The sequence below is a fragment of the Paragemmobacter ruber genome (assembly GCF_009908315.1).
Taxonomy (GTDB): domain Bacteria; phylum Pseudomonadota; class Alphaproteobacteria; order Rhodobacterales; family Rhodobacteraceae; genus Paragemmobacter; species Paragemmobacter ruber.
In genome coordinates this window covers 543,238-564,119 of the sequence record NZ_JAAATW010000001.1, presented here as the reverse complement: position 1 = coordinate 564,119, position 20,882 = coordinate 543,238, and the positions used below count along the sequence as shown (strand labels likewise).

The window sequence follows — 20,882 nt, the reverse complement described above, 5'->3', positions numbered from 1 at the left end:
CACTGCCTGCAAAATTTCCGCAGATGGCGACTTGTCTTGACCGCGCAGAGATGGTCAGTGTTGCGTCTGTGTGCTGCGTTGATGGTGTGAGGGTGACGATGTCGTCCGGTGCGTTGGACCGAAAGCTGGTGTTCCATATCGGGCATCACAAGACTGGATCGACAACGATACAAGAGGCCTTTGCTACAGGCCGGGTCAGCCTTGTGTCGGGGCGTATCCTCTATCCTGGGCGGATGGCGCATAACTATCTGACCCGGCATTTCGACTCGTTCGTGACAAAGGGCCGGACCCTGCCGGGATCAGCGGCTTTTCCGGGTTTGCCGCAAATCTCCGACGCCCTGCGGCGCGGGGATTTCGACGTTGCCGTGCTGTCGGGAGAGGAGTTCGAAGGCGCGGATCCGGTCGCGGCACATACGGTCTTGCAGCGGTTCCTGTTGCCACATGTCACGGATCATTCGGTGATCTGCTATGTCCGCCCCCATGCTGCGCGGATCCTGTCCAGCTTCGCCGAGAATGTGAAACTGGGCCTGTTCGCCGGCACGCCCGAGGATTTCTTTGCCAAGGTCGTCAGGAACGGGCGGTTTATTTACATGCCCCGGCTGACACGTTGGGATACGGTGTTTTCCGGGCATTTCCTGCTGCGGCCGATGATCCGGTCGGAACTGACGGGGGGATCGGTCCTGCAAGACTTTGTCGAGACTGCATTCGGCGCGGACCGCCCTGTCCGCATTCAATCCGTTCCCGCATCAAACGAATCCTTGTGTCTGGAGGACCTGCTTCTGGTCAGGCTGGTTCAGGATCAGCTTGCCGCGCGCGATCGGAAACTGCGCCATGCCATGGGCTGGCAGATCGCGCCTGCCTTGGCCGCGATGCCGGGCCGCTCGGCGCCCGGCACCCGGCTGATGCTGCACAAGACGCTGGCCGAACGCATTCGCGCCACCTATCGCAGCGATGCGCGCGATCTGGACGCGCGGTTCTTTGGCAGCAGACCCTTGATGCAGGACGAGTTGGATCGTGCTGTCGATGAGGCTGTGCCAGTGGCGCAATCCCATGACCCGAAAGACCATTTCGACAGCACCACGCTGCGTGCCGTGGCTGTGCTGGCCGCGCAGATGAATGACATGCTCGATCACGCGAATGAGGCCTGGCCAGGCTTTCTGCTGGAGCGGCGGATCGCGCGGCTGCACGGGAAAGCAACGCAGGGCGCCGCGAGCCCGCCGCGCGCGCCACGTCGGCGGAAAAGGCAGGACCGTGAAACGGGTTCGGGGGCGCTGGTCTAGACCGCGGCGTCCCTAAAGGCCGTTCCTTTGCATGAAATCGGCATCTGCCAGGCGCAGATGGGCGTCGAACGCTGCCGCAGAAAAGTTCAGCGCCACCTTTGGGAATGTTTCGATGACCTGTCCAGCCACCGCAAAGGGTGCCGTCCGCAAGACACCTTCGCGCGACAGCAGATCGAGACCCGTTTCCGAAAGCCGCTGCACACGGTCGAACAGGGCAAGACGTGCATGACCGTCTGGCTCGGTCGCCATGAAATTCACAGCCGCCCGCCTGCCGCGATTATGACCGGTCGTCCGGCCGGCTTCGACGAAACGCAGAAGCTTTGACGTCCAGTGCAGGGCGGTCCAGCCTTCGAAATGCAAAAGACGCGTGGCCTTTAGCGCGGTGAACGGGGGCAGGTCTTCCGGGGCGCTTTCGTCCGTCGCTTCGGGCCCTTTCCGCGCGGACAGGTCATGCAACCCCAAGGCCAGTTGCGTGGTCCGCCGGAAGGCGATCTTGCCGCGGCTGTGCCCGGACAGGCCATTCTGCAAAAACATGGCCGCGTCCCGGTAGGCTGCGGCAATCAGGACGCGGTCTTCGGTCTGGGCGCGGAAGACGCCGTCGAAGATCGTCTGCTGGTCCTGCCCGGGCAGCAGCACCCGTTCCATCGGGGCGATGCGCGCCCAGTCATGATGGGATGGCACAAGGGCCAGTTCTCGTGACAGGCTGAAGGGGGTGGCCGGGTCGGTCGGGACCAGAAACTCGTCACTGTCGACATGGACCAGCCAGTCAGATTCTGCCCTGCGCTTTGCGTGGCGCAGGTTGACCAGTTGCCTGCGCACCACCCCTGCCGGACGGCCCTTGGGCCGGGCTGCCCAATAGTCATCATCACAGACCGTCACGATGCAACGCGGATGATCGGCCAGCGCCGCCTCGACCGGTGGATTGGGCGCATCGAGATAGATATAGAGTTTCTCCGCATCGGTCTGCAGGTGATGGGCCACGCAGGGAAGGATCGTCTCGGGCAAGCCATGCATGGTAGAGACGAGGGACCAGCGCGCGGTCATCTGCTGCCTCCTGTCTCAGGGTCAGCCGGCCCATCCGTGGCGGCGAATTGCTGCGCCCAGAACCCCTGTGTGGCCAGCGCGTCATAGCCCGTGCGCCAATCCGCCTTGATCCGGTCATAGCGGCGGGACAGGGTGCGCAGGTTACGGATCATGCGCAGAACCTGCGGCAGCGCCACACGCTTCGAATGGCGGACGGTGAAGGTTTTGGTTCCGTCCGCGCTGACATAGGTGATACGCGCCGCGCCCCAATGCGCGCCCACATCCCCGCGTTGGCCAGAGCGCAGCGTCACCTCATTTCCCCAGCGCCCGAAGAAGGGCAACAGATAGCCGTTCAGCGACAGGTTGAGCAGGCGGCGCCAGAGGCGGGCCCGAAAGCCCGGCCCGTGGAGGTTGACCCGGAACCGAGCCGGCGGCGGGTCGCCCGCCAACGGTTGCCAGCTTTCTACCTTTCGGATGGCGGACAGGGCGCTGCGGCGGGCGGACATGTCGGCATTGGCGGCGAAGAACGCAGGTCCCTGCATGACATCCTCAACCGCGAGGTTGAGCGCCTCCAGCGTTTCGTAATGGCATTGCAGCAGGCTGCGCATGAAGAAATCAAAGGCGATGCCGACCGTTGCCTTGCGCCCGATATCCAACCCGGGCAGGGCAAGGTGATGCACGAGATGGCTGCGCAGGTCGAGGTAGAGGGTCTGCAGGCTTTCCTTGTCGGCGAAATCTTCGTCCTGAAAACAGATGACGCCGGGCAGGGTGACGATGTCGAAGCCATTCGCGATGGAGAAGCTGACATCGTCGCCGCGCACGAAGAAGGGGAAGGGGCGATAGCGCAGCCCCGCGATGGGAAAGGCAAAGAACCACCAGCCACCGTAGAAGTTATCTGGCGAGCGGCGGGTTGTGGCGATTTCCATATGCGTGATCTGGCCGAAATCGCGCATGTCTGTGCCGAGCCATTGCGGGCGGCACCGCCGATCGAAGGTGGCGCCGTTTTCCCAGATCGACCAGCGGTGATTGGCCATGGCCAGACCGCCGGAAACGGCCGTTCCTTCGTCGAGGGCATAGGCGAGAAAGGCCCAGACCCGTTCCACTGCGCCCAGAGTGATCGAGGCGTCATCATCCATGAAGATGCAGTGGGTGAAGCCGCGGGCCTCTGCCTCGGTCAGGCCGCGCGCGAAGCCACCCGAGCCGCCGAGATTTTCATTCGCGATCGGGGTGACATGGGGCCGGGGTGCGATGCCCGCGCTTTGCCCGTTGTCCACCACGATAAGGTGCAGATACCCTGCGAGCGGCGATCTGGCCATGAAGTCGTCAAAGCGTTCAACAGTCCGACGGACGGCAGCTTCGCGCCGGAAGGTGGTGATCGACAGGGCGATGCGGGGCAGGCGGCGGGGCGGCTGCCGCGTGATCCAGCTTGCCCCGGCAAGATGCCCTGCCTCCAGCGCGGTCAGCGTGAAGTACAAAAGCCCCGCAACCTTGAGACGCCTGAAATGCGACAGGTCAATCTCGCAGTCCGGCGCAAGCGTGACGACACGGTGGGCCAGTTGTTCCCAGGATCGTTCGGGCAGCACCTGAAACACCACCAGCTCGAAGCGCCCGGCCCCGCGCAGATGCAGGCGCAGATCCTCGATCCCGGTAGAGCGCCACCATTTGCCGATGTTGAACAGGTTCGCGGCTGTGTCAAAACTGGCATGACCGCCCGGCTCGAACTGGATGTCGTTGCCTGCATCGTTGAAGGCGGATTTTCCGCCCAGCCGGTAGAAGAGCGCGTGTTCCGTGATGATCCCCGGTTCCGGCCAGAGCAAGGCCTGCAGGACCGTGGCCGATGGTTCGGCGATGGCGGAGGGCCGGGCATCCCCGGCGGCAAACACATCATGCGGCATGGCGCAGGCCCTTCAGGAAATCGCGGATCTGAGGCGAGCGGATGTCGTCGGTGAACGACGGGCGAAGCTGATCCAGAAGCTGGCGCAGCGCGGCATCCTCTGACATCGGGTTGCAGGCCGTCATCCGATCCAGATCGGTGAAAAAGGCAGGGCGACCCGTGACCTCGGACAGCCAATCGTGAATGGGCCGGAACCGCTCGGCCAAACGGTGGCGGGCGTCCGGGCCGAGGAATTCGACGTCGGATGTCGAGGCGAGCGTCAGGTTCGCCCCTTTCCCGTCAAGCCAGTCGGCAAGTTCCTGGGCAAGCGGGGCAGGCAAGGCGGCGTTCGCCTGTCGCAAGAGCAGCACGATCCCCGGCTTGCGGCTGATGTTGAGCGTGGGGGCGCTGGCAAGGCCGCGCGGAACCGTGGCGCCGGAATGGCGCAGGAAATCCTCGACCGAGCCGCCCTCGGCCAGTGTTTCGCGATAGGGCCGCAGGACCGGGGTCGCCCCGCCAAGCCTTTGCAGCCATGGCTCTATCACCCCGCGATAATCGACATGCAGGCTGTCAAGTTTGAGGCCGCGCTCCACATCCGACAGCGGCGGCGGGGACTGTCCAAAGCGCACCTGCTGACCGTGCCATGAGACAAGCTGTTCATCCGGGCGGCGCAAGGTGCACCAGAGGCGGATGTCCTTGGCGTCAGGGAAGGCTTCGTCGCGCAGGCGGGTGATCTGCTCCGGCGCGACCAGACCGAAATGCGACATCACCTCCGAGCACAGCACGACGGTCGAAGGGGCCAGGGTGTTGATCTGGTTGCGGACCGACAGCAGCATCTGCCGGGAATGGGGCAGCATCCGGTGATAGGGCGGCACTTTCCATTTCGGCAGCGTGTCGGCCAGCATCCGGAAGGCAAGCGCGTTGTGGGCCTCGCGGAAATTGATGGGCAACAGGGGGCGCGACCATCCCGCAGGGTGGAGCGTCTGCGACAGGGCTAGCGCGGCGCCTTCGCTTTCCGTCCAGGGATAGAGGGTGCCTGCCTTGATCAGGGCGGCAAAGTTCTGCGACAGGAAGGCCTGTAGCGTCGTCGTCCCCGTCTTGTGATGCCCGATATGGCAGATGACTCGCATGATACTCGTCTGTCGTTGCAGGTTTTGACCGATGCCGCCCGTCGCGTCGCGGCTGTCAGAGGCGCGGTCCGGCGGATGAAGGCCATGGGGGCCGCGCCGTCGCGCCCCGTACCTGCCCCCCCTTAAAGCGGATTGACCGTGAAGGCAGGCATGGCGCCGCCATCGCCGACCGCGCGCAGATAGGCCGCCGCGCAATCGAGCGCCTCGCGGATCGTCACGTCCATGTCGAGATAGCGATAGGTGCCCAGCCTGCCCGTGAAGGTGACATTCTCCTCGGCCCGGGCGAGTGCGACATATTCGGCCAGCAGCGATTTCTCGGCGACCTGACGGATCGGGTAATAGGGGATGTCATCCGGCCCGCAGGCCCGCGAATATTCGCGGTACAGGACAGAGCCGTCGTGGCTTTCCCAAGGGGCGAAATGCTTGTGTTCGGTGATGCGCGTCCAGGGCACATCCACATCGCCGTAATTCATCACCGCGCAGCCCTGCCAATCGCCCTTGTGCGAGAAGCGTTCGAAATCCAGCGTGCGATAGCCAAGCCGACCCAGCCTGAAATCGAACCAGCCGTCGATGGGGCCGGAGTAGAACACATGATCAAAGGCGGCGGCCCGGTCCCGCGTCACGGTCGCCTCAAGATGGACCGTGATGTTCGGATGATCGAGGATGCGGGCGATCATGGCTGTATAGCCTTCCTCCGGCATCCCCTGAAAGCGGTGGAAGAAATAGTTGTCATCATAGTTGAACCGCACCGGCAGCCGTTTGAGGATGCTTGCCGGAAGCTCGGTCGGCGAACAGCCCCATTGCTTGATCGTGTAGCCCTGAAAGAACGCCTCATAGAGATCGCGGCCGACAAAGCGCAGGGCCTGCTCTTCAAAGGTCTGCGGATCGCTGATCGTGGTGTCGGCCTTGGCTTCGATGAAGCGGCGCGCCTCTTCCGGGCGCAGGGTCTGGCCGAAGAACTGGTTGATCGTGTGCAGGTTGATAGGCAGCGAGTAGACCGCGCCGCGCGTCGTGGTCTTTACCCGGTTCTTGTAGGGGCGAAAGGTGGCGAAGCGGTTGACATAGGCCCACACCTCTTCGTCGTCGGTATGGAAGATATGGGGGCCGTAGAGATGCACGAGGACACCCGTTTCGGTGTCGCGCTCGGTGTGGCAGTTGCCGCCGATATGGGGGCGGCCATCCATCACCGTAATCTTGTGGCCTTGCTCGGCCAGCCGCCGCCCGATCACAGCGCCCGAAAGACCAGCCCCGACCATGAGGCAACTTGTACTCATTACCCGAACCATCACTAACTACACTGCCCGACTATCGCAGTAAGTGCCGCCGAAACAAGCCCTTTCTGCGATCCGCGCGCGGCGATGGCGGCCTTACTGGGTGACGTTCTCCACCCTGTTCGCGGCCGTCAGGCCGAGGTCGAACAGGCCAAGGATCTTGTCCAGCTGCACCGAACCCGCATTCGAGACGTAGAGCGCATCGCCATCGGCCAAGAGGAAACTGCGCGCATAGAACTGCATGTCCGGTTTGGACATGTCGAAGCGATAGACCGTAGGCACACCGGCCGAGGTGGCCTGACCGGTGGCGAGCGCGGATTTTCCGACTGTGGCAAGACGATCGCGCGGTTCGTATCGGAACAGATAGACGCCAGAGGCATCGGCGCGGTTGTCATTTGGCCCGCCGGCGGCGGCGACGGCCTCGAGCACCGAATATTCGGTGCCGGGCAGGGTGAAGGTGCCCGGGCGCCCCACTGCACCCGTCAGCGTGTAGCGCGGCGGCTCATGCGTGAGCACCACCAGATCGCCACGCTGCATCGCGATGTCGCTGCGCGGGTCCAGCAGGATGTTGTCAAGCTGCGCGTCGGCGCGTCGGCCGTCCCGGATGAGGGAGACCCGCGTCTCATGCGCGGGAAAACGGCTGCCGCCCGCGCCCGCGATCGCCTCGGACAGGCGGCTGCCGCGCAGGCTGATCTTGAAGGGGCCGGGATTGGTGACATCCCCTGCAAGCGTCAGCATGTCGCCATCGGTCGCGGCGACACGCACCAGCGCCTGCGGTTCGATCGCCTTGCCGCGCAGGGCATTGACGATTCGATCTTCGATCTGGGTCGGGCTTTGCCCCGACACGGCGATGGATCCCACATAGGGCAACGAGATGCGCCCTTCGCGATTGACCACGATCCCCGGAAATTCGGTTCCGCCTGCGCCGCCATTGGCCTGCGCAAAGAGGCCGCCGCTGCCTGCCTCAAGGATGCGGATGTCAAGGACATCGCCAATGCCCACCGATTGGGAAGGCTGGCTTGCCGCCGTCGTTCCAAGGCCGCGCAGGCCGCGGCGCAAGGGATGGCCGAGGCGTTGCACGCTGGCAGCGTCGACATCAATAAGCACATAGCGGCTGTCGGTCGCGCCATCGACGATGGCAGGCGTGCGCGGCCCCTGCTGCGGCAAGCCGCAGGCGGCAAGCAGGGCCACCATGCCCAGCAGTGCGCTGCGTCGGGACGGGTTTGCAAAAGCGGCGCGGGTGGCGCGCGGCCAATTCCCTGCATCTGGATCGTGCGGTTGTCCGTGCAGGGCGACTGGCATTGATCGTTACATTCCGGCTACTAGTATGCCCGGATTGGTAAACGAAGCGCCAAGTCCTGTCCAGCCGAGGTGGGGTGTTGCGGTGCTTGTGTTGTAGGCGTGCAAGCGAGGCCGGGTATGGGCGACAGGGTTCGGGCGGGATGCGCCTTTGTCACGGGCGGATCCAGCGGGATCGGGCTGGCGGTTGCCATGCTTCTGGCACAGGACTACGGCCGGATCGGCCTCTTCGCCCGCGACGCCGCAAGGCTCCAAGCAGCGGCAGACCTGATCCGACAGACGGTGCCGGGAACCGTGGTTGGTCTTTATGCCGTGGACGTGTCCGATTCCGAGGCCGTGACGCGCGCGGTCTCTGCCGCGATCCGTGATCTTGGCGCGCCGCAGCGTGTGGTGCTGTCGACCGGGTCCGTGGATCTGGGCGAGACGATGGCCCTGTCCGATGCGGCGCATCGGCGCGGGATGGAGGTGAACTATTTCGGCAGCCTCTGGGTGGTGCGCGCCGTGACCCCGCATCTGGCGCGCGGGGCGGCGATCGGCCTGCTTGGATCGGCGGGGGGAATCATCGGGATCTATGGCTATGCCGCCTATGCGCCGGCAAAATTCGCGCTGCGGGGCCTTGCCGATATCCTGCGCGTGGAACTGGCGGGGCAGGGCATCACCGTCACGCTGTGCCTGCCCCCGGATACCGACACGCCCATGCTGCAGCGCGAGGAACGCGAACGGTCGCCGGTCACCGCGCGCATGGCGGGGGGTGCGGCACGGATGACCGCCACAGCGGTGGCGCAAGCGCTGATCCGCGGGATGGATCGCGGCCGCTATGTCGTCTTGCCAAGCCTGCCGGTCGGCCTGATGTGGTGGCTGGCACCCATCCTGTTGCCTTTTCTGCAATGGCGCGAGCGGCGGCTGCTGAACCGGCTGCCCGCCCCGCCTTCGCGCGCCGCTTCACCGCATGTGTTCGCGGATCACATGGATGAACATCGACACGATCCCCCAGGTGAAGAAGCAGACAGAAAAGACCAGCGCGAGCGACAGGAAAACGCGGGGATAGGTGGGTGACTCAGGCAGGGATGGCAGGACGACCGCGGCGAGATAGCGCTGCTGGCGGTCCGCCTCCAGCCGCGCAGCCTCGAGCGATGACAAAGCCGAAACATAGGTGCGTTCGTGAAATTCAAGATCCACGGCTAGGGCTTCGTAAAGCGAGACGGCAGAGTTCAGCGTATCGGCATCGGTCTCTGAGGGCGCTGCAGGCGCGGCGCCGTCGGTGCGGCCCCGCCCAAGGTTGGCGCGCTCTTGCGCGATCTGGTTTTCGATCGAGGCAATTCTGCTGCCCAGAACGCGGATGCTCGGGGCGTCTGAGGACAGGAAGGCACGCAGGCTGCGCATTTCCGCCTGCGCGGTTGCCAGTTGGCTTTGCAGATCGCGCAGGACGTTTTCCTGCGTGGCGACGGTCTGGTTGGGGTCGATGCTCTGCTCGTTTTCGCGGAAGGCCGCGATGGCGGCGCGCTGCGCCTTGAGGGCGGCCTCGGCGCGGGCAAGCTCGGCCTCGGCCAGACGCACGGTGTCGCTGCGGGCCTGTTCGGACAGGCGGTTGACCATCGCCTCGGCCGTGTCGAGCACCGCAGAGGCGACCCGGAGGGCATCATTCGGGGTGAAGGCCTGCGCCTCCACCGTGATGATCTCAGCGGTCGCATCATAGCTGGGATGCAGGACACGCTCGAGGTAGCCCACCTGATCCTCCTTGCTGGCGTCGCGTTCAAGCCGCATCAGGGGATCGGCCAGATCGGTGGCATAGATCACGGGCAGATCGAGCCGGGTTGACACCTCGTCAAGGAACTGGCGGCTTTGCAGGTATTCCACCACCATATAGGCATCCGACCGCGTTGTCGCGGCCGCGCCGCCCGTCACCATACCGATGAGATCGGTTGAAGGCAGGCCGGTGGGCGATCGGACGGCGAACTTCACTTCCACGGCATAGCGATCCGCCGCGAAGAAGCTGAGATAACCCGCCGCGGCGATGAACGGCAACAGAACCAGAAACACAAAAGACCAGCGCGTCGTGCGGCTGAACATCCGCTCTTCTTCTGCGGTCAGCAGATCGACCGGACCGGCAGAGAAAACCGCCGCGTCCCGTGGGGCGGGGGCGGTCGGTTCGGGCTGGGGTTCGGCCGGTGCCGGATCGGGCGCGGACAAGGGGGGTATGGCGCCTGACGGCGGTTCGCCGGCATTGGGGCTTGGCGCGAGGCCGGTCTCATCGGGCGATGGCGCGGGTCCGTCGCGCCGGACACGCCCGGTTGATGCCCTGGCTTCCGCCGCGCCTGCGCGCGGACGCGCGCGTCCCTTGGACGCGGTGGTTGCCGAAGCCTTCGCCGCAGATCGCGGCCGCTTGGCCGCTGTCCCCGTCGCGGCCTGCGCGGCGGCGCGCCGCGGGGTTCCTGTTCCCTTGCCGGCGCCTTTGCTGCGCGCTGCGGTGGCGCGCGGCCCGCCGCCCGTCTTCGGGCCGGTGCGACCAGCCGTCTTGCGGCGCGAGGGCGAGGGCGTGTCCATGTCGTCAGTCGTCACTGTCAAAACTCCATTCCGCCGCGTTCCGGCGGTGCCGTCGGCCCTGCTTGTCCTTGGGGATTCCGTTGATGTCGAAATAGGCCTCGATGCCATCGGCCAGGTCATCGAAGAAGATGACGCGCCCGTTGTCGATCAGAAGCGCGCTGTCGCAATAGCTGCGCAGCGCACCCATGGAATGAGAGGCCATGATGATCCGGGAATCCTTGAGAAGCGCTTCGAAGCTGTCGCGCGACTTCTGCTTGAAGTTCGCATCGCCCACGCTCATCAATTCATCGACAAGATAGGTGTCGAACGGAATGGCCATGGACAGCCCGAAGGCAAGCCGCGCGTTCATGCCCGAGGAATAGGTGCGAACGGGCTGCAACAGGAAGGGGCCAAGTTCGGCAAAGTCGGCGACCTTGCGGATCACCTCGCGTTCGTCCATCCCGTAGAGGCGCGCGACAAAACGCACATTCTCCAACCCGGTGAGCTGTTTCTGGAAGCTGCCGCGAAAACCGATGGGCCATGACACCCGCACATCGCGATGGATGCGGCCACGGTCGGGATCGACGATGCCCGAGATCATGCGCAGAAGCGTGGATTTTCCCGCCCCGTTCCGGCCAAGGATCCCGATGTTGCGACGCGGCAGCGTCACCGTGACGCCGTTGAGAACCCAGCGCCGCCCGCCGCCCTGCATCCGATAGGTCTTGGTCACGTCGATCAGCCGGATCATCGCATGCCCCGGCGCGTGAGAAGCACCTGGAACAGTCCCAGCGCCACGGCAGTCAGGCCGACGAAGTACAGATAGCCAAAGCTGACATAGGTTTCGCCGTAACTGGTGTAGTAACCCATGCGTGCGCCTTCGACCCCGTGGACGACGGGGTTCCAGATCAGGATCGCGCGATATTCGGGGCTGACATTCTCAAGCGAGAAGATGACCGCGGAAAGCAGCAGCAGCGGCGCCGTCACAAGGCCGTAGATCTGCAACGTCATCTCGAAACGGCGCTGCAGCGCGGCCAGGTTCAGGCCCACGCCAAAGGCCAGCATTGCAAGGCCCAGAAAGGCGATGATCATCGCTTCGGGATGGGCAGGCCAGGTGGCCCCGAAGACAAGGACGATGAAAAGGAAGATCGCAAGGTTGATGACAAGATAAGTCGCCGCTTCAAGGATGATCCGCGCAAGGGCGGCGTCGACTTCGTGAACCGCCGGATAGTTGAACAGCGGGGCATTCGCCTCGATCGACTGGCCGATGAAGATGCAGGCGTGGCGGAAGAACTGAAAATTCACCACCCCGAGCGCGTAGAAAATGCCAAATTCATAAGAAAGCGCGCGGCGCCCGATGATCCCCGATATGGCAAGCGAAATGAAGGCGACGATCAGGATGGGTTCGATGAAGGCCCAGGCATACCCCATGCGCGACCGCCCATAGCGCACGCGCGTTTCGCGCAGGATCAGGGCAAAGATCGTGCGGATCTGGATCCGCAGGCAGGTGCGGAAGGACGGGCTGCGCGCGGTTTCAACGCTGGACAGGGGCGATCCGGCGGTCACTGGTTACTGTCTCACTCTCGACGGCGGCAAAAAAAAGGGCGCCTCTTGTGCACAGCTTTGGTACAGAATGAAGAAATCAGCAACCCGCTTCTCGAAACATTGACCCGGCGCGCTATCCTCCGCTAACTAATTCTGTCGCGGTTCTTGTGGTGGCCGCGACTTGTAACAAGTGATCCGGCATGTGCCGGAAATGTGAGTGCCCTTGGTCCGACGGATTTTCATCACCGGACGTTCCTGCCGCCTTCCCGGTGCGGCAAACGTCGCGCAGTTTTCAGAATTGCTTTTCGCGCGCGGCGATGCGGTCACCGAGGTGCCGCGGGACCGCTGGGTGCATGAGTACTTTCTGCATCCCGTGCCGGGAACCAAAGGCAAGACCTATACCTTCGCGGCCGGGATCGTTCCGGATCTGTGGTGCTTTGATTCGGCAGCCTTCGGCATTTCCCCGCGCGAGGCAGGGCAGATGGACCCGCAGCAACGCCTTCTTCTGCAGGTCGCGTGGGAGGCGCTGGAAGATGCCGGTCTGCCGCCCGATGGGCTTGCAGGCAAGAATGTGGGCGTCTTCGTGGGCTGTTCGGCCATGGCCCATGCGGCGCGTCTGGCGCAGGATGCGGCGGTTACTGACAGCTATCTGATGACCGGCAACACGCTGGCGCTTGTCTCCAACCGCATCTCGCATGCGCTGGACCTGCGCGGCCCGTCGATCACGGTGGATACCGCCTGCTCCTCGTCGATCGTGGCGCTGCGTCTGGCCGAAGAAGCCCTGCTGCGGGGCGAGGTTGACACCGCGATCGTGGCGGGCGTGAACGCCATCCTTGACCCGATCCATTATGTGGGTTTCTCGGCCGCGCGGATGCTGTCGCCGGTGGGGCGCTGCCAGCCGTTTTCGGCGCGGGCGGATGGGTATGTGCGGGCCGAAGGCGCGGTTGCCTTTGTTCTGGAACGCAAGACGGCCGCCGCGCTGGGGCCGCGCCGGGCCTATGCCGCGCTCGTGGGGGTGGAGACGAACACCGACGGGCGCACGCTGAACGTGGCCCTGCCGTCGGCAGATGGTCAGGCGGCGCTGTTGCGGCGGGTTTACGATCGCTGCGGTATTGATCCCGCCGCGCTTGCCTTTGTCGAGGCGCATGGGACCGGCACGCTTGCGGGTGATCCCGTCGAGGCATCAGCGCTGGGCCGCGTGCTCGGACAGGCGCGCACCGCCCCGCTGCCCATCGGATCGGTGAAGTCGAACATCGGGCATCTGGAACCTGCATCCGGTGTGGCAGGCCTGCTGAAGGCGCTCGTCGCGATGGAGCGGCGGCAGTTCCCCGCCACCTTGCACGCATCCGAACTGAACCCGGGCATCCCCTTTGCCGATCTGAACCTCGCCGTGGCGCAGGATCATGTGACGCTTGCAGAAGGCCCGCTTTTCGCCGGGGTCAGCTCCTTCGGGTTCGGCGGGGCCAATGCCCATGCCATCCTTGAAAGTGTGCAGCCATCGGTGCGCCCGCCCTTGACGGCAGGCGGCACGGATGCGCCGATCCTGTTTTTAAGCGCGACGGGAGAAGAGGCGCTGCGCCGGTCCATGCGCAACTGGCAGCCCCTCGTCGCCGCCGAGGCGGGCCGCGCGGGCCTGCGCGAGCTTTGCGCCGAGGCTGCGGCCTATCGCGGGCGTCTGCCCCAGCGTGCGGCGCTGATCTGCGATGATCCCGAAGCGGCCGCGGCTGCACTGGTCGACGGGGCGTCCGGCAACGGGGACCCGCGCCTTGTGACCGCAAGCAGCGCGCTGCGCGATGCACCTGCGGCGTTCGTCTTTTCCGGCAACGGGTCGCAGTATTCTGGCATGGGTCTGGTGGCGATGGCGCGCGATCCCGACTATGCGCGGGGTCTGCGGCGGATCGACCGCGCCTTTCGGGCGGTGGCGGGCTGGTCGATCATCGCACGGATGCGGGCGGGCGACCTGGACGAGCAGTTGCGCGATGCCGAGGTGGCCCAGCCGCTGTTGTTCGCCGATCAGATGGCGCTGGTCTGGGCGCTTGGGGCGCGGGGGCTGCGCCCTGCCGCCGTCATGGGCCATTCCGGGGGTGAGGTTGCAGCAGCCTGTGCGAGCGGGGCGCTGACGCTCGATCAGGCGCTGAGGGTGATCCATCGCCGCAGCACGGCTTTGCAGAAACTGCGCGGGCGGGGGACGATGGCCGCCGTGCAGGCCCCGGCCCCCGATGTGGCCGAGGCCATCGCCCGTTTCGGCGGTGGGCTTGAGATCGCGGCCGAAAACAGCCCGCGCAGCGTGTCGGTCGTGGGCGAGGCCGGGGAGCTGGACGCCTTCCTGCGCCACGCCCGGCGCAGCCTGCGCTGGCCTGCGGTGCGGCTGGCCATCGACTATCCCTATCACAGCAGCGCCGTGGACAGCGTGGCGGTTGCCCTGCGCGCGGGGCTTGCAGACCTGTCCCCCGGTCGGGCGCAAATCCCCTTCGTGTCATCTGTCACGGGGCAGAGGACCGAGGGCGAGGCGTTGGACAGCGGCTATTGGTGCGAGAACGTCCGCCGCCCGGTGGCCTTTGTCACGGCCATGGCCACGCTGCGCGACATGGGTTTGCAGGCCTTTGTCGAGATCGGGCCATCACCCGTGCTGCAGGCCTATATGGCGGGATGTCTTCCGGCGGAGGGGGGCGCGATCCTGCCGACGCTGGATCGCAGCGATGAAGGGATCGGCATCAACCCGGTGGATCGGATCCTCGCGCGGGCCGTGGTCCAGGGCCTGCGGCTGGATGGCAACCGGGTTCTGCCGCGCCCGCGCGGGATGCGGGCAGATCTGCCCACCTATCCGTGGAACCCGGTAGAGGTGCGCATCGACCGCACGCCGGGCATCCTGAACCGGCTGGGCGACAGCGCGGTGCAGCATCCCTTACTGGGCCGCGAGGAAGGGGTGGATGCGCGCGTCTGGTTTTCCGATATGGATGCGCACATGCGCCCTGTCGTGGCCGATCATCGCGTCGGTGGGCGCGTGGTGGTTCCCGGCACGATGCTGACGGAAATGGCGCTGGCGGCGGCGTCATCGGTGCTTGGCACGCACCGGCTGGAACTGCGCGATGTCGATCTTCTGGCGCCGCTTGTGCTGGCGCGGCAATCGCTGACCGAAGTACAGGTGCGTGCCCTGCCGGATCAGTCACGGCTGACCATCGGCGGACGTGCAAAGGGCGACGAAGGCAGCTATCGCCTGCATGTGCAGGCGCGGTTCTTCCGGGCGGCCGAGGCGGAGGCGACCATGGCCTCGGCGCCCGATCCTGCCGCCGATCCGCGCGATCTGCTGGGCGAGCGGACCTATGTCGCGGCGCGGCGCATCGGGCTGGACTATGGGCCGGGCTTTGCGCTCGTGGAACGGGCGCGCGTGATCGCACCGGGCGAGGTGGAGGTTCTGCTGCGGGAAAACGCGCTTGAACTGACGCCCGGCCATGCGACGCTTCTCGATGTCTGCGGTGCGGATGCGGTGTTCCATGGCCTGATCGCCGCGCTGGAGGGAACCCTTGCCGAGCGGGGCGGGCTGGCCTTCGTGCCGGTGCGGATCGCGCGCATGGTTCTGGACCTGCCGCATGAAAAGATCGCGAGCGGCAGGTTGCGCGTGCTGCGACAGGGCAGCCGGTCGGTGCTGGCCGATTTCACCCTGTTCAATCGGCAAGGGCAAAGGGTCGCCCGGATGGAACAGGTGCGCTTTCAGGCGGTTCGGCTGATCCGCGAGGTGAGCCTTGTCCAGCATGCGTTTCGCCAGATCGCCCTGCCGGAAACGGCAGGTGTGCTTGCTGCGCCTGCCCCGCAGCGGGTGGCAGAACAGCCCGAGCTTCGACCCGACGATGACGGGATCTTTCTGGTCGAGGCCGTTGCGCAGGCCTTGGCAGCCGTCACGCTGCGTGATCTGGCCCCGGGCGGGTTTCTGCCCGCCCCCGCTGCAAGCCCCTATCTTGCCGGATTGATCGGCATCGCGCTGCGGTCCGACATGGTGGTCGCCACCGATGGCGGCTGGCGCCTGACCGACGCAGCACGGACGGCAGACCCCGCGCCCTTGATGGCGTGGCTGGGCGAGAAAGGGCCTGAACTCGGGCCTGAACGGGCCGTTCTGGCGCATCTTGTGGCCCAACTGCCCCTGCTGGCGCGCACGGATGCGGACGCCCTGCCTTTGCCGGAAGGCATCTTCGGGCGTGCCGCGATCGAAAATCTGGAAGAGGGGTCGGTCTACTGCCGCAGACGGCGGCTGGCCATGGTGCAGGCTGTATGCGATGTGGTTGCGGCCCTGCCCGCGGGGCGTATGGTCCGGATCGCAGAGGTCACGGACAGTACTGCCCGCCTGCTTCCCGCGCTGCTGGCGGCCATCGGGCCGGATCGCGCGACATTCGCCGAGATTGCCCTGTCCGGCGCGTCAGAGGGCAGCGTGCTGGCGCAAGACCGCGTGCGCAGCATCGCGGCAGAGCCTGATGCCATGCGCGCGGCTGGCCCGTTCGACCTGATCCTGTCGGATGGCATGATCGGAGCCGCGGCCCGCCCCGAAGCCTTGCTTACCCTGCTGCACTCGGCGCTTGCGCCCGCAGGGCGGCTTGTCGCTTTGGAGCCCGGGCCATCCGATTTCGCCGATCTGGTGTATGGGAGCGACCCGGATTGGTTCACGTCGTTCCATATGCCGGATGGTCCCATCTCGCGGCGGTGGGCGCGGGAAGAGTGGGCCGATATGGTGGCCCGGCTGGGTCTTGGCGCGCTGCAGGCCGACGCCCTTCCCGATGGCTGCGGCTTGGCCAATGTGCTGATCCTGGCCGCGCCGGAAAATGCGGCGCGCGCGGCGTCTGACGCGCTGCCAGATCTGGCCGCCCTGATCGCCGACAGTTGGGTGCAGCGGCAGGATCGGGTGGTCCAAGACGGGCAGGGCAGGGTGATCTGCACCTTCCCGCCGGTAGCGACAGGAGAGGATGCCGTGGCCATGCTGTCCCGGCGGATCCTGATGCTGCGTGATGTGGTGGCGCAGACCACTGCACGGGATGGGCAGTTGATCTGTGTCGTCTCGGGGGGGACCGGGCGATCGGACGCAAGTCATGACCCGGCGCAGACGGCGCTTTGGGCGTTTCTCCGTTCGGCGGCGAACGAAAATCCGACACTTTCCCTGTTGCGGGTGGACCCGGATCCCGCCCTAGCCGCGCAAGAGGTGGGGGACCGCATCGCCGCGCGGGTGGCAGCTCAGTCAGCGGAAACCGAGGTCATCCTGCGGGCCGATGGGGACGCGGTGCTGCGCGTCACGCAGGGTGTGACGCAGGGTTCCTTGCCACCCCCTGCGCCGATGCGGGCGGTGCTCGTCGCGCCTGCGGTGGGCGGACTGGATGACCTGCGCTGGGAGGTGGTGCCGCGGCAGGAGCCGGGACCGGGCGAGGTAGAGGTCACCGTCACCGCGACGGGGCTGAACTACCGCGACGTGATGTGGACCATGGGCCTTCTGCCGGAAGAGGCGCTGGAGCGCGGCTTTGCCGGGCCGACCATCGGCATCGAATGTGCGGGCGTGGTCTCGCGCTGCGGCCCCGGTGTGGAAGGCCTTGCTGTCGGTGACACGGTCCTGACCTTTGGCCCGTCTTCCTTTGCCTCGCATGTCGTGGTGCGCGCGGATATTGCCGCGCGCCTGCCTGATGGGATGCAGGCCGAGGCGGCGGCGACCGTGCCGGTTGCGTTCTTCACCGCGTGGTACGCGCTGGTGACGCTGGGCAATCTGCGGGCCGGGGAATGGGTGCTGATCCATGGTGGGGCGGGCGGTGTCGGCCTGGCCGCGATCCAGATCGCCCGGCATCTGGGCCTGCGCGTAATCGCGACGGCAGGTTCCGGGGTGAAGCGGTCGCTCTTGCGGGCCGAAGGGGTGGAGCATGTCCTCGACAGCCGATCGCTGGGCTTTGCGGATGAGGTATGCGAACTGACCGGGGGGCGCGGCGTGGATGCCGTGCTGAACGGGCTGGCAGGTGCCGCGATGGAGCGCAGCCTTGCCTGCCTTGCGCCCTTCGGGCGGTTCCTCGAACTGGGCAAGCAGGATTTCTATGGCAACACCGCCATGGGGATGCGGCCGCTGAAGGAGAATATCAGCTATCACGGCATCGACGTGGATCAGGTCATGGCCGCGCGCCCGGATCTGGCCGCGCGGGTCTTTGCCGAGGTGATGGACGCCTTCGCCAGTGGCGCCCTGCGCCCCTTGCCCTACCGCGCCTTCGGCCCGGCCGAGGCGGTGTCGGCCTTCCGCCTGATGCAGAAATCCGGGCATGTGGGCAAGGTGCTGATCACCCCGCCCGCGCCCGAGGCGGTTCAAATGCAGGATATCCCGACCGGGCGCGCACCGCTCTGCCCCGAGCGGACGCATCTGGTGATTGGCGGCTTGGGCGGCCTTGGTCTGGAAGTGGCGGAGTGGCTGATCGAGGGCGGGGCGCGTCGCGTGGCCCTGATGGGCCGCCGCGCGGATCTGTCGCCCGAGGCAGAGGCCGCTTTCCGGCGGTGGCGCAACAAGGGGGCAGAGGTCTGGGCCGTGGCTTGCGACGTGGCCGATCCCGCCGCGTTGGAGGCCGCCTTGGCAGACCTGCGCCCGCTGGCGGGCGTGATCCATTCCGCGATGGTGTTGGAAGACATGCCGATGGCGGCGCTGACAGATGCCGTGCTGGCGCGTGTTCTGCCCGCCAAGGTGGCCGGTGCTGCGCATCTTGACCGGCTGACGCGGCAGGATGGGCTGGATTACTTTGTCCTGTTCTCGTCCATGGCCACGTTGATCGGGAACCACGGTCAATCCGCCTATGTCGCCGCGAACGGCTATCTGGAGGGCATCGCCCGGCAACGGCGTGCGGCTGGCCTGCCGGCACTGGCCGTGGGCTGGGGGGCGATCTCCGATGTGGGTTATCTGACGCGCGACCGCGACACGGCCGCCCTGGTTCGCCGCATGTCGGGCGGGCTGGATTTCACCGGGGTTCAGGTGACGCGGGCGCTGGATCGCCTGCTGGCGCTGGGCCTGACGGTGGATCCGGTGGTCCATATCTCGCCCATGGGCTGGAACGCGGTGTCCGTCACACTGCGCACCATCGCCGAACCGGCCTTTGGCCTGTTGAAAGCCTTGGGCAAACGGGCCGAGGGTGAGGCATCCGACGATGACTTGCGCGCGGCGCTTGTCGCGATGACGCAGGACCGTGCCGAGGCGCGGCTGACCGCATGGCTGGTGGGCCGGATTGCCCATATCCTGCAGGTTCCCGAAAAGGCCGTCGTTCCGGGGCGTCCTGTCGCGGATCTTGGGATCGACTCGCTGATGGGGGTGGAGCTTGGCCTGACCCTGCAGGAGTCGCTGGGTGACGACGTGCCCGTCAGCCTTGTGTCCGATGCGCTGAGCATCGAGGAGATTGCCGCGCGCATCGTGCGACACCTGCATGGCGGAGCGGGGGCCGCACCTGCGGAGGCGACCGAAGAGGTGCGTCTGGCCGTCCAGCACCTGTCGGTGGCGCAAGACCATGTCGCCGCCCCGGCGGAGGCGGCGGAATGACGGGCGACGCACGATCGGACGCCGTTGCCGCAGCGCGTGCGGCGGCCCTGCGCCGCCAGACGCGGCGGGGAGAGGCGAACGCCGCACCCGCCCCGTCCTTTTCCCAGCTTCCCGAACATCAGGAGATGGAACGGATGCGCCGCGCCGGGGCGCTGATCGGGGTGGAGAACCCCTTTTTCCGGCTGCATGACGGGCATGCCGCGGCGCAGACCCGGATCGACGGGCGCGATCTGCTCAATTTCGCGTCCTATGATTATTGCGGGCTGAACGCCGATCCCCGCGTGGCCGAGGCCGCGAAGGCGGCGATCGACCGCTACGGCACCTCGCCCTCGGGCAGTCGGCTGGTGGCGGGCTGCCGCCCGGTGCATGACGCGCTCGAGGCGGCGCTGGCGCGCCACTATGGCGCTGCCGCCGCGCTGACCTTTGTCAGTGGCCATTCCACCAATGTCTCGACCATCGGTCATCTGATGGGCGAGGGCGATCTGATCCTTTATGACACGCTCTGCCACAACTCGATCCAGATCGGCATGAAGCTTTCGGGTGCGGCGCGGCGGGCCTTTGCCCATAACGACATGGCCGCGCTCGAGGCGTTGCTGATCGAGAACCGGGCGCAGTATCGCCATGCGCTGATCGTGACCGAAGGGCTGTTCTCCATGGATGGCGATGCGCCGCCCCTTGGCGCGCTGATCGCGCTGAAGGAACGCTTCGGCTGCTGGCTCATGGTGGATGAGGCGCACGCGCTGGGCTGTGTCGGGCCGGGAGGGGTGGGCAGTTTCGCGCTGGAGGGGATTGATCGAGGCAAGGTCGACATCTGGATGGGGACCCTGTCAAAGACCCTTGCCGCGACCGGGGGCTATATTGCGGGCACTCAGGCGCTAATTGATGTGCTGCGCGGCCATGCGTCGGGGTTTGTCTATTCGGTCGCGCTTGCCCCGGCGCTTGCAGCGGCGGCGCTGTGCGCGCTGGACCTGCTGGCTGTGGAACCCGGTCGCGCCACGCGCCTGCAGGAAAACGCCGCCCTCTTCCTGACCGCCGCACGCGAAGCCGGGCTGGATACGGGCAATGCCGGGCCGTTCGGCATCGTCCCGGTGATGGTGGGCGACACGCTGCTTGCGGCCAAACTGTCGGAACGGCTGCTGCAACGCGGGGTGAATGTGATGCCGGTCATGTTCCCTGCCGTGCCAATGCGGGCCGCACGTCTGCGCTTTTTTCTGAGCGCCCTGCACAGCGAGGCAGACATCCGGCAGGCGGTCGCCCTTACGGCGGATGCGCTGGAACAGCTGCGCCGGGAAGGCTTTGGCACGGCGCTGCCGCCCGGATTGGTGGCTTTGTGATGGGCGCGGCCTGCTACCTGCGCCGCCCTGTGGCCAACCCGGTGCGGAGGCACGGGCCGCTGGCCTGTACCACAGG

12 protein-coding genes are annotated in these 20,882 nt (G+C 66.1%); 4 read left to right on the top strand and 8 right to left on the bottom strand.

Features of this window, described 5'->3' with window-relative positions:
• Window positions 1-92 precede the first annotated feature (92 nt).
• Window positions 93-1,280: a hypothetical protein gene (locus GU920_RS02725; protein ID WP_161765435.1), complete on the top strand. Its 1,188-nt coding sequence runs from the start codon at window positions 93-95 to the stop codon at window positions 1,278-1,280.
• Between the two features lie 12 nt (window positions 1,281-1,292).
• Here the strand turns inward: GU920_RS02725 and GU920_RS02720 are convergent, their stop codons facing one another.
• The 5 genes from GU920_RS02720 to GU920_RS02700 form a co-directional block, all read right to left on the bottom strand.
• Entirely contained in the window at window positions 1,293-2,324 is a 1,032-nt protein-coding gene (locus tag GU920_RS02720; protein ID WP_161765434.1) for a glycosyltransferase family 2 protein, read from the bottom strand.
• On the bottom strand, window positions 2,321-4,198 hold the full coding sequence (locus GU920_RS02715) for a glycosyltransferase (protein WP_161765433.1): 1,878 nt from the start codon (window positions 4,196-4,198) through the stop codon (window positions 2,321-2,323). Before GU920_RS02715 ends, GU920_RS02720 begins: the two co-directional genes overlap by 4 nt.
• Window positions 4,188-5,306, bottom strand: a complete 1,119-nt coding sequence (locus GU920_RS02710) for a hypothetical protein (protein ID WP_161765432.1) — start codon at window positions 5,304-5,306, stop codon at window positions 4,188-4,190. Before GU920_RS02710 ends, GU920_RS02715 begins: the two co-directional genes overlap by 11 nt.
• 122 nt (window positions 5,307-5,428) lie before the next feature.
• Entirely contained in the window at window positions 5,429-6,580 is a 1,152-nt protein-coding gene (glf, locus tag GU920_RS02705; RefSeq protein ID WP_235933011.1) for a UDP-galactopyranose mutase, read from the bottom strand.
• 93 nt (window positions 6,581-6,673) lie between these two features.
• A complete protein-coding gene (locus GU920_RS02700) occupies window positions 6,674-7,771 on the bottom strand; it encodes a polysaccharide biosynthesis/export family protein (RefSeq protein ID WP_161765431.1) in 1,098 nt (365 codons plus the stop codon).
• 225 nt (window positions 7,772-7,996) lie between these two features.
• Between GU920_RS02700 and GU920_RS02695 the strand changes: the two genes are divergently transcribed.
• A complete protein-coding gene (locus tag GU920_RS02695; protein ID WP_161765430.1) occupies window positions 7,997-8,932 on the top strand; it encodes an SDR family NAD(P)-dependent oxidoreductase in 936 nt (311 codons plus the stop codon).
• Here the strand turns inward: GU920_RS02695 and GU920_RS02690 are convergent.
• From GU920_RS02690 to GU920_RS02680, 3 genes are all read right to left on the bottom strand, one after another.
• Window positions 8,819-10,066, bottom strand: a complete 1,248-nt coding sequence (locus GU920_RS02690) for a hypothetical protein (protein ID WP_161765429.1) — start codon at window positions 10,064-10,066, stop codon at window positions 8,819-8,821. The two genes, GU920_RS02695 and GU920_RS02690, sit on opposite strands and share 114 nt — an antisense overlap.
• Window positions 10,067-10,424: 358 nt before the next feature.
• Window positions 10,425-11,147, bottom strand: coding sequence for an ABC transporter ATP-binding protein (locus GU920_RS02685; protein ID WP_161765428.1), 723 nt, complete (start codon window positions 11,145-11,147; stop codon window positions 10,425-10,427).
• Entirely contained in the window at window positions 11,144-11,962 is an 819-nt protein-coding gene (locus GU920_RS02680; RefSeq protein ID WP_161765427.1) for an ABC transporter permease, read from the bottom strand. The genes GU920_RS02685 and GU920_RS02680 overlap by 4 nt, the downstream gene beginning before the upstream one ends.
• Before the next feature lie 196 nt (window positions 11,963-12,158).
• Between GU920_RS02680 and GU920_RS02675 the strand changes: the two genes are divergently transcribed.
• Both GU920_RS02675 and GU920_RS02670 read left to right on the top strand, forming a co-directional pair.
• Entirely contained in the window at window positions 12,159-19,472 is a 7,314-nt protein-coding gene (locus GU920_RS02675) for a type I polyketide synthase (RefSeq protein WP_161765426.1), read from the top strand.
• Entirely contained in the window at window positions 19,469-20,806 is a 1,338-nt protein-coding gene (locus GU920_RS02670; protein WP_161765425.1) for an aminotransferase class I/II-fold pyridoxal phosphate-dependent enzyme, read from the top strand. Before GU920_RS02675 ends, GU920_RS02670 begins: the two co-directional genes overlap by 4 nt.
• Window positions 20,807-20,882 lie beyond the last annotated feature (76 nt).

Coding starts and splice junctions, on each gene's coding strand:
- GU920_RS02720 (WP_161765434.1), bottom strand. CDS start 2,324: ATGACCGCGCGCTGGTCCCTCGTCTCTACCATGCATGGCTTGCCCGAG.
- GU920_RS02715 (WP_161765433.1), bottom strand. CDS start 4,198: ATGCCGCATGATGTGTTTGCCGCCGGGGATGCCCGGCCCTCCGCCATC.
- GU920_RS02710 (WP_161765432.1), bottom strand. CDS start 5,306: ATGCGAGTCATCTGCCATATCGGGCATCACAAGACGGGGACGACGACG.
- glf (WP_235933011.1), bottom strand. CDS start 6,580: ATGAGTACAAGTTGCCTCATGGTCGGGGCTGGTCTTTCGGGCGCTGTG.
- GU920_RS02700 (WP_161765431.1), bottom strand. CDS start 7,771: ATGGTGGCCCTGCTTGCCGCCTGCGGCTTGCCGCAGCAGGGGCCGCGC.
- GU920_RS02695 (WP_161765430.1), top strand. CDS start 7,997: ATGGGCGACAGGGTTCGGGCGGGATGCGCCTTTGTCACGGGCGGATCC.
- GU920_RS02685 (WP_161765428.1), bottom strand. CDS start 11,147: ATGATCCGGCTGATCGACGTGACCAAGACCTATCGGATGCAGGGCGGC.
- GU920_RS02670 (WP_161765425.1), top strand. CDS start 19,469: ATGACGGGCGACGCACGATCGGACGCCGTTGCCGCAGCGCGTGCGGCG.